The sequence below is a fragment of the Haladaptatus ordinarius genome, from assembly GCF_054177595.1.
Genome location: NZ_JBPEHH010000136.1, coordinates 1 through 8,283, shown reverse-complemented (window position 1 = coordinate 8,283; position 8,283 = coordinate 1). Strand labels below are relative to the sequence as shown.

At 61.5% G+C, this 8,283-nt stretch carries 9 protein-coding genes and 1 pseudogene; 3 read left to right on the top strand and 7 right to left on the bottom strand.

The genetic code is table 11. The annotated features are described in order from the left end of the window. Window positions 1–167 precede the first annotated feature (167 nt). Window positions 168–278, top strand: a pseudogene (locus tag ACR3FF_RS24130) (carboxypeptidase regulatory-like domain-containing protein); the annotation flags it as partial. Window positions 279–284: 6 nt separating this feature from the next. On the opposite strand, the gene ACR3FF_RS24125 reads toward ACR3FF_RS24130, so the two are convergent. Genes ACR3FF_RS24125 through ACR3FF_RS24100 form a run of 6 tightly spaced genes read right to left on the bottom strand, consistent with a single transcriptional unit; the run spans window position 285 to window position 4,654 of the window. Then, window positions 285–1,046, bottom strand: coding sequence for a protein-L-isoaspartate O-methyltransferase family protein (locus tag ACR3FF_RS24125; protein ID WP_458190670.1), 762 nt, complete (start codon window positions 1,044–1,046; stop codon window positions 285–287). 26 nt (window positions 1,047–1,072) lie between these two features. Further along, window positions 1,073–1,984: a class I SAM-dependent methyltransferase gene (locus ACR3FF_RS24120; RefSeq protein ID WP_458190669.1), complete on the bottom strand. Its 912-nt coding sequence runs from the start codon at window positions 1,982–1,984 to the stop codon at window positions 1,073–1,075. A 30-nt stretch (window positions 1,985–2,014) separates the two neighbouring features. Next, window positions 2,015–2,665 (bottom strand): protein-L-isoaspartate(D-aspartate) O-methyltransferase, encoded by a 651-nt coding sequence (locus tag ACR3FF_RS24115; protein ID WP_458190668.1) that lies wholly within the window; start codon window positions 2,663–2,665, stop codon window positions 2,015–2,017. A 1-nt stretch (window position 2,666) separates the two neighbouring features. Then, on the bottom strand, window positions 2,667–3,317 hold the full coding sequence (locus ACR3FF_RS24110) for an HVO_0476 family zinc finger protein (RefSeq protein ID WP_458190667.1): 651 nt from the start codon (window positions 3,315–3,317) through the stop codon (window positions 2,667–2,669). A gap of 46 nt (window positions 3,318–3,363) precedes the next feature. Further along, on the bottom strand, window positions 3,364–3,696 hold the full coding sequence (locus ACR3FF_RS24105) for a CHY zinc finger protein (protein ID WP_458190666.1): 333 nt from the start codon (window positions 3,694–3,696) through the stop codon (window positions 3,364–3,366). A gap of 13 nt (window positions 3,697–3,709) precedes the next feature. Further along, a complete protein-coding gene (locus ACR3FF_RS24100; protein ID WP_458190665.1) occupies window positions 3,710–4,654 on the bottom strand; it encodes an aminopeptidase in 945 nt (314 codons plus the stop codon). Window positions 4,655–4,777: 123 nt separating this feature from the next. On the opposite strand from ACR3FF_RS24100, the gene ACR3FF_RS24095 reads away from it, so the two are divergent. Both ACR3FF_RS24095 and ACR3FF_RS24090 read left to right on the top strand, forming a co-directional pair. Next, window positions 4,778–5,791, top strand: coding sequence for a type II glyceraldehyde-3-phosphate dehydrogenase (locus ACR3FF_RS24095; RefSeq protein WP_458190664.1), 1,014 nt, complete (start codon window positions 4,778–4,780; stop codon window positions 5,789–5,791). A 435-nt stretch (window positions 5,792–6,226) separates the two neighbouring features. Continuing rightward, the gene (locus tag ACR3FF_RS24090) at window positions 6,227–6,574 is read left to right on the top strand and encodes a hypothetical protein (RefSeq protein WP_458190663.1); all 348 of its coding nucleotides are present in this window, start codon (window positions 6,227–6,229) and stop codon (window positions 6,572–6,574) included. 1,288 nt (window positions 6,575–7,862) lie between these two features. Here the strand turns inward: ACR3FF_RS24090 and ACR3FF_RS24085 are convergent. Continuing rightward, window positions 7,863–8,283, bottom strand: a 421-nt coding sequence (locus ACR3FF_RS24085) for a transposase (protein ID WP_458190662.1), incomplete at its 5' end; no start/stop codon positions are given.

The window sequence follows — 8,283 nt, the reverse complement described above, 5'->3', positions numbered from 1 at the left end:
TCATAGCGACTCAAGGTTCAGTTCCAATGATGACCGCATTTTGACTCATTCCTTCTTCTCAGATCTCATTTGATTAGATTTTCTCTCTATCACTGACTTATGGGTAAGAGACAGGACTTTAGGCGCGGGAGGAAGCGCGTAAGCTTAACCACACTACTACCGTCGGACTCGAGCCGAATCAGGAGGACGGGACGCTCGACGTCGACATCAAGCCACCCGCAGGGAGTGAGTTCGCCGACAAGCGAGAGAACACGCGAATACTGGTCGTCGGGGAGTAGACTGGTCTACCCGTATCCGTCCCAATCAATCCACTCGTGTTCCCATCCCCGCCGCGTCTGTGCGTGGCGCTCCGCGAACTCGCGGTCTTCCCGAGCAGTGCGATTTCGTTCGAGAGTATCGGACTGCTCGCCGTCCACGAGGAGCGGCGAGAACGCGACGCTTCCGAACTGCTCGGTAGCTTCTGCGCTGCCCAGTGGCGACCGTTCGATGGCGACCAGTCGCTGGCTGCCCCCACCGAGCGGGACGACCAGTCGACCCTCGGACGAGAGCTGTTCGACGAGTGTTCGCGGCGGGTCGATGGCTGCGGCTTCGACGAGAATCCGGTCGAAGGGTGCGTACTCCGGCAGGCCGTCGGCACCGTCGCGGCAGTCCACGAACACACCGCCGTACCCCGCCGATTCGAGGTTCTGCCGGGCTTCGTAGACGATGGTGCGCGTGATGTCGACCGCGTGGACGTTCCGCTCGCCGACCATCTCCGCCAGCACTGCGGCGGTGTAGCCGACGCCGACACCGACCACGAGTACGGAATCGTCCTCGCGCACGTCGAGTGCTTCCAGTAATCGAGCCACGGTGCTCGGGGCGAGTATCCGAGTTCCTCGGTAGTCGAACGACTGGTCTGCGTACGCGCCCTGGTCGGCATCGACCGGGACGAACTCCTGGCGCGGCACCGTCCGAAGCGCGAGACCGACGTGGTCGCTTCGAACGACCCCCTTGGTCTCGTGTTCGAGGCTGGCGACCATGTCGTCGCGCAACACCGCCGATTCCATGAACTCGCGTTGGGTTCGAACGGTCTTCAATTTCGCGGCCTTCGTCCAACGACGGCTTGCTGTCCTGTCCCCGGGATATCACGGATTTCGAACCCTGCGAAACCGGCGTTCTCGAACCAGTCCGAAAACTGTTCGGCGGTGTACGTGTCACCGTTCTCAGTTTGCGCGAGCATGTGCGCCCCCATGAGCGCCGCACCGTTCGCGCGTCCGCGCACGAGGTCGACGAAGACTGCCACGCCACCGGGGTCGAGTGCATCGAAGACGTTCCGGAGGAGCATCCGATTCTCGTCGGGGCCGAGCGCGTGTGCGACCCGAGAGCAGAACGCGAGGTCGAACCCCGTCGGCAGGTCGTCGGTAACGTCTGCGGTGACGAGTTCGATCGGTTCGTGTTCGAGAAATCGCCGGTCGATGTCGATAACCTCGGGCCTGTCGACGAGTGTCACGTCGAAACCGCGGCGGACGAACTCCTTTGCAAAGACGCCGGGGCCCCCACCGATGTCCAGTATTCGCTCCGCGACCGGGCGTTCGTGGACTGCTTCGGTGACGCAGGCTCGAACCGTCGTCTCGTCCACAGCCGCCATCGCACCCATAAAGTTCATCGTCCACTCGTCGGGCGGTTCGGGAGGCGACCCGGTTCGCATGGTTTCGGGGAGCGCCAGCCATCGGTCGAAACAGTCTAGCTGGTGTGGCACGCTTCCGATCGAACGCACGTCCGTCTTGGCGAACAGTCCCAGGGCTCGATTCGTCGCTTCGTACTCGTCACCGACCCGTTCGAGAAAGCCCATCTCGACCATCGCTTCGAGTGTGATTCGCGCGGCACGTCGGGTGACGCCGGCCTCGTCGGCGACGTCTGCTGGTGTTCCGGCGTCGAACATGACGGCGTCGACGATACCCGTCTGGCGGGCGGCCCACAGCAGACAGAGTTCACAATAGTCCATACCGACCGCTCGGGTGCGAGCCGAAAAAAGCTACTCTCCTTGCATCGGGACGAATCGAACCCCGCCGTGCTGTTCGCGTTCGAGCAAGCCGTCATCGCGCTTCGTGGCGAGAACGAGTCGCTGGACGTCCGTACCGAGTGGCGCGAGCAAGCGGCCGCCGGCACGGACCTGTTCGACGACGCTGGTCGGGAAGTCGGACGCGGCACAGGTCAGGTAGGCGGCGTCGTAGGGTGCGTGTTCGGGCCAGCCAGCGTGCCCGTCGCCAACGCGGACCGAGATGTCGCCGTAGCCGAGGTCGTCGAATCGGGTGCGGGTCTTCTCCGCAAGCGATTCGTGATATTCGACGCTGAAGACGTTCTCCGAACCGACGACTTCCGCGGTCACAGCGGCGTGGTATCCACAGCCCGTCCCGATTTCGAGTACCCTGTCACCGGGCGAGAGAGCGAGCAGGTCGGTCATGATGGCGACCATGTGCGGCGCGCTGATGGTCTGGCCTTCGCCGATGGGAAGCGGTCGGTCGGCGTAGGCTTCTCGGCGTTTGTTTTCGGGGACGAATTCGTGTCGTGGAACGGCCCGGAGTGCGTTTAGCGTCGTCTCGTTTCGTATTCTGTCGCGGTCGGCGAGTCGCTGGACGAGGGCATCTCGTTCGTCCTCGAAACCGCCGCTTCCGCGTCCGAACATGCTACCACGCCGACCAGGCGGTCGAACTTTCGTCGTCGGCGTAGATGCGTTTCACGTCCTTCGCGACGACGGTGTCGCCGTCGTAGTCGAGCCGGTCGAAGTCGTAGCCGGTCGCGTCGTCGGTGACGAGGATGCCGTCGATGGTGAACTCCTCGTCTGCGAGCGTTTCGGTCTCGCCGACGACGAACTCGTAGTCGCCCGGAATGTTCACCTTGACGCCGCGCGAGTCGTCTCTGCGCCCGTCTTTCGGGTGGATGGTGACGTTGACCGAGACGTTGTCGACGGCGCGCGTCCAGATGGTTTCGACGTCCTCGGCGACAGATTCCTCGACGCGGCGGTTCGCGTCCTGTTCGAGGCTCGTGATTCGGACGACGAAGATGGCCTCCTCGGTTTCGAGGACGAACTCCTCGCCGACCGCCAGCGTCTCTTCTATCGGCACGTCCGCCTTCGCGGTGAACGACTCGCCCTCCTGGGAGACGACGACGTCCATCTCTTCGGTCCGTTCTTCTTCGATTTTCGTCTTGTGGACGTGACTGCACTCGGTACAGCGTACCGTCGCCTGTCCACCCGGTTTGAGCACCTCGTGGACGGTCTCGAACTCGGGGGAACACGACGGGCAGGCCACTGCCACGCGCTCCGCAGTATCGCTCATATCAGCGTGGTATGGACCGCGGGCGTAAAAGTGCGCGGAGTGCGAGTCAACCCTCGAAGTACAACTCGTAGTGTTCGGCACACCCCGGATTGAACGCCGCGTCACACTCGGGACACCGCGAGTCACAGGCGAGATACTCGGCAATCGTCAGCTCTGTGCCGCAAACACCGCACAGCACCGCCTCTGCATCCCGCTTCGTTTCGGGCCACGCTTCGCGGGGGTGGTCGGCGACGGCGTCGTGACACCAATAACAGGGGTAGAACTCGCCACAGCACGGGAACCGGATGGCGATTACGTCGCGCTCGGAGTCGTAGTGTGAACAGCGCGTTTCGGGGTCTACGTCGACGCCGTGGACTTCGGTTCCGTGAACGAGTGTCATAGAGTGACCGGTTTCAGGGCTGCGGGAGGTCTACGACCTCCCCGTCGGCGTAGACGGTGGGTTCGCGGATGATACCGTCGAGGTGGAGCGGTGCGTCGGTGTCGCCGCCGATTCCCGCGTCGTCGCCGATGGCGATGTGGACGGTGCCGCCCGCCTTCTCGTCCAGCAGGACCGAACCGACGAGTTCGGTGACGGCGACGTTCGTGCCGATGCCGAGTTCGGCGAGGTTGTAGGCGTCCTGGCCGATGTCGGTTGCGGCGGTCTCGACCTGTTCGCGGATGTCGTCGTCGCTGATCTCGGTGACGTAGCCGTCTTCGACCTCGAATTCGAGGGTCTGGCCGTCTTCGAGCAGGCCGTGGGGTCGCATCGTTCCGTCCACGACGTAGCGACCATTGGTGGTCTCGGGGCTGACGAACACCTCACCTGCGGGGAGATTGGTGAAATCGCCCGGTTCGTGACAGAGGCCGGTGTCGTCGAACCACTCGCGGTCACCGGGTTCGAAGGTGATATCGGTGCCTTTCTCGGTCGTAACGCGGATTTCTTCTGCGCCGTCGACCTGCGCGAGGACGTCCTGGCAGTGCCGGTCGATGGTCTCGTAATCGGCGTCGAGACCTGTGACCATCACTTCCTCCGTGATTCCGGGGAGGGTCGCGGCTCGCGTGCCCGCTTCGTTCGCTTTTCCGCGTGCGCGGGTGTGGCTGAGACTCTTGGTCGTCGGTGCGAGCACTACGTCGGCCCCGGCCATCGCGGCAGCGATAGGAGCTGGTGGCTCCTCGCCGTGCTGGTTGCCGACCGGATAGCGTGCGACGACGACGTCGTCCGTTATCTCGTGGGCGGCGTCGTACAGCGCCTCCCCGATTTCCCGGCGTTTGTCGTCGGTGATGACCGCACACGATTCGTCGGGTCGAAGCCCCATACACTGCTCGACGGCGGTTCGCGCCGCGTCGTCCAAACTCATGGGTGGTGGGTCGTAGTCGGCGTGGTTAGGTGTTCCCTTTCGCGACTTACTCACGGTCGAGTTGTTTTCCATCGTTGTGGCTCGAAACCGTTTTAGTCGCGGGCGTCGGAGCGCCAGACGTACATGCTACAGGTCGGCATCAACGGGTACGGGACTATCGGGAAGCGAGTCGCTGACGCTGTCCGCGCGCAACCGGACATGGAGGTCGTGGGTGTCGCGAAGACCCGGCCCAACTTCGAGGCCGAGGGAGCCATCGAGAACGGCTATCCGCTCTACGCTGCCATCGAGGAACGGGCGGAGCAGTTCGACGACGCGGGAATCGAACTCGCCGGGATGGTAGACGAGATGGTCGAACAGGCGGACGTCGTCGTCGACGCCTGCCCCTCCGGAATCGGCGCGGAGAACAAATCGCTGTACGACGAGTACGATACGCCTGCGCTGTATCAGGGTGGGGAATCCGCAGACGTGGCCGACGTGAGCTTCAACGCTCGCGCCAACTTCGAGGAGGCGGTAGGTGCCCAACACGTCCGCGTCGTCTCGTGTAACACGACCGGCCTCTCGCGGCTCGTCGCACCACTCCGCGAGGAGTACGGTGTCGAGAAGGTTCGTGCGACTCTCGTTCGACGCGGTGGCGACCCGGCACAGACGGGCCGCGGCCCCATCAACGACATCCTGCCGAACCCGATTACGCTACCCTCTCACCACGGGCCGGACGTGAAGACCATCTTCCCGGACCTCGCCATCGACACGCTCGGACTGAAGGTTCCGGCGACGCTGATGCACATGCACAGTATCAACGTCTCGCTGGAAGCCGAACCCGACGCCGAGGAGGTACGCGACCTGCTCGAAAGTCAGTCGCGCCTGTTCGTCATCCCCGAACGCATGAACATCGACGGGGCTGGCAAACTCAAGGAGTTCGCCATGGACAGAGGCCGGCCGCGTGCAGACCTCTGGGAGAACTGCGTCTGGGGCGAGTCGGTTTCGATGGAAGGCAACGACCTCTATCTCTTCCAGGCGATTCACCAGGAGAGCGACGTGGTTCCGGAGAACGTGGACGCGATTCGTGCCGTGACGAACGCTGCCGACGCTCGCGAGAGCGTCGAGACGACGAACGACGCGCTCGGAATCGGGTTCTGACGGGGTCGAGCGGCGTCGAATTTTGCTTCTGTCTGTTGAGACAGTGTCGAACTGCGCTACTGTCGGCGTCGGTCCGCGTAGAGTAACGAATATTGTCCGCTGGGGAGCGAGCGATACTCGTCGTTGCCCCGAATGCGAGGAGATAACACACCACGAACTCATTCGTCGTTACGAGAGGATACGCTCCCGTTCAACCGTTCGAAAGAGGAGAAAATCCGCGAACGGTCCGATTTTCGGTGACCGCGGTGCGCTGTCGACCCATCGTTCGTTACAACACGTTAGCATGGAGTTCGCCGTTCACGAAAGAGAGTGAACGGACTTCAACGATACCTGCCGTTCATTTATACCCCGCTCGACAGTGCTGACCGGGTGGGGTGGACGTACAGATTGCTGTACGTCCGACAGTTCGACTCTCCCGCCCGGAGAGATACAACCATGAAAAAGGCACTTCGCGTATTGATTGCGGTGGCCCTCGCCTCGACGGTCATCGCAGCAGGTTTCAGCGGCGCAGTGGTAGCACAGGACCAAGAGAACGAGATCGACCAAGAACAAGACAGCTATCAGTCTGCATCCGCTTCTGTGGACCAAGAGCAGTACGTTGGTCAGTCTAACTGGAACAACCAGCAGCAGTTCGGTGCGATAGCGCTCGGGGGCGAGGCTGAAGCCGAGCAAGAAAGCGAGCAGCTGAATGCCAACGCACAGGTCGGGTACGCGAGCGCGTCGAACCTGAACGTGCAGAGCCAGAGCGCGGACGACAACGAACAGGAAAACGAAGCCGAATAAGAGAACGGCTTCACGCCTCCGGGACAGGCTTAGACGAAGTTATAGTCTGTCGACACATACGATCGTCCACGATTTTTTGACACCGACCGAGTACCGAACGACGGAGAGCGGTCACGTTTCTTCCATAGATGTCCACCGATAGCCACGCTATCACCGCTCGTCGAGAGTAGAATGTACCTCGTCGTATCTTCAAATCGGTGGTAGAACCTGTGTGTCGATCGGTTCGTCGCGGTCGATCCGCTCGTTGACGACCTTCGACACGGACGATTGCATCGATATTCGGTATCACGTTTCGTATCTTCCGTTCGTATATCGATATCGTCACGAACGACGTCCGTGCAGTGCCACGACCGACGAGTCGGTATCGCGGTCGGAGTATACTCCTGGACATGCCCGAGCGAGGGGTCGGTGAACGACCACCGCGAACCGGTCGGGGTCACAGTCCGGTCTGGATTAGCGAATCGCAGCGGTCGTGTAGAGCACGACGAGCCTACGGCGTCTTTCCGGAACACCGGGACAGCACGACGATGGTACGAGCCGCCTTCCCGAGACGGTCGCACTCGACGTTGCGACCACACGTCTCTACCGACGGACCAGAAGAAGCCGAACGACGTGCTCGGAATCGGCTACGAAACGAGACGTCATTCCCGGGGCGTATCGGTTCGTGCTGTCCGATGGCGTGACGACGGTGCTGAGGCCAGGTACGAGTCGTTGTCGACGATGCCGAAGTCGGCAGACATCCACGGACGACTGGCCGATTTTTCGTCACTGGCGACGACCGTCACCCGACGGGACGATGAGAGAAACGAGAAGAAGAAACAGCACCATCGTTCTTGCACGCGAAATATCGTCTGTTTCGTTGGGGGTGAAATTCGGGATTCGGAAGTTCAGAAACGGACCGAGCAGGTGTGCCGATGCCTGTCTCCTCATCATATCCACCGACTCGACCGGGTGTGGGCGGACGTCCACGTCGGACCTTCAGCAGTGGTCGCTCCCGGCCGGAAAAACAAAGCGACGTTCGGCGAACACACCGGAATGACCGTGGGCACGAACCGTACGCGCTCACCGAAAGATACCGCCGGTTCGGTCACCACACCAACAGTGATGATAAATCGAGATACTACCATCTGGCTCAGACGGAACGTCGCGTGGAGAAGTTCGTGGAAGTGTCTCGTTTCGCGTCGTCGCTACAGTGCCGTCTCACGACGGTCGTGGTGCCAGAGATACCCTATTCGGCGTTTCCTGGCTCGTCAATTAGTAACATATAACAAAGATCATTCGTCTTTAGTTAAGACTCACACCTCGGTTGCGTAGCGGTAGCGAGCGTCTCTTGCAGTATCGGTCGTTGCTGGTGGATTTTCTGTGCCTCTTCGATCAGCCGCTCCAGCAACGGCGGTGGGGAGTAGCCGAGGTACTCACCGAGTTCGTGGAGGATGAGCTGGGCGTGCGACCGGAAGGTCGCCGCCCAGCGTTCCGGCGGAAACACGATCTCATCGTCGGCTTCCTCGGTAACCAAATCCAACAGCTCACGGCTCACCAATAGCGACAGCAACGCCGCATACAGCAGAATTTTCACCACATCTGGGTTGTTTGTGTCGAATTCGTCCAGTTCGTACTGCGTCTTCAGCTCACGGAACAACGTTTCTACCTCCCATCGACACCGATACAGCGTTGCTAGATCTGCCGGGAGGAACTCCTCTCTCGGCAGA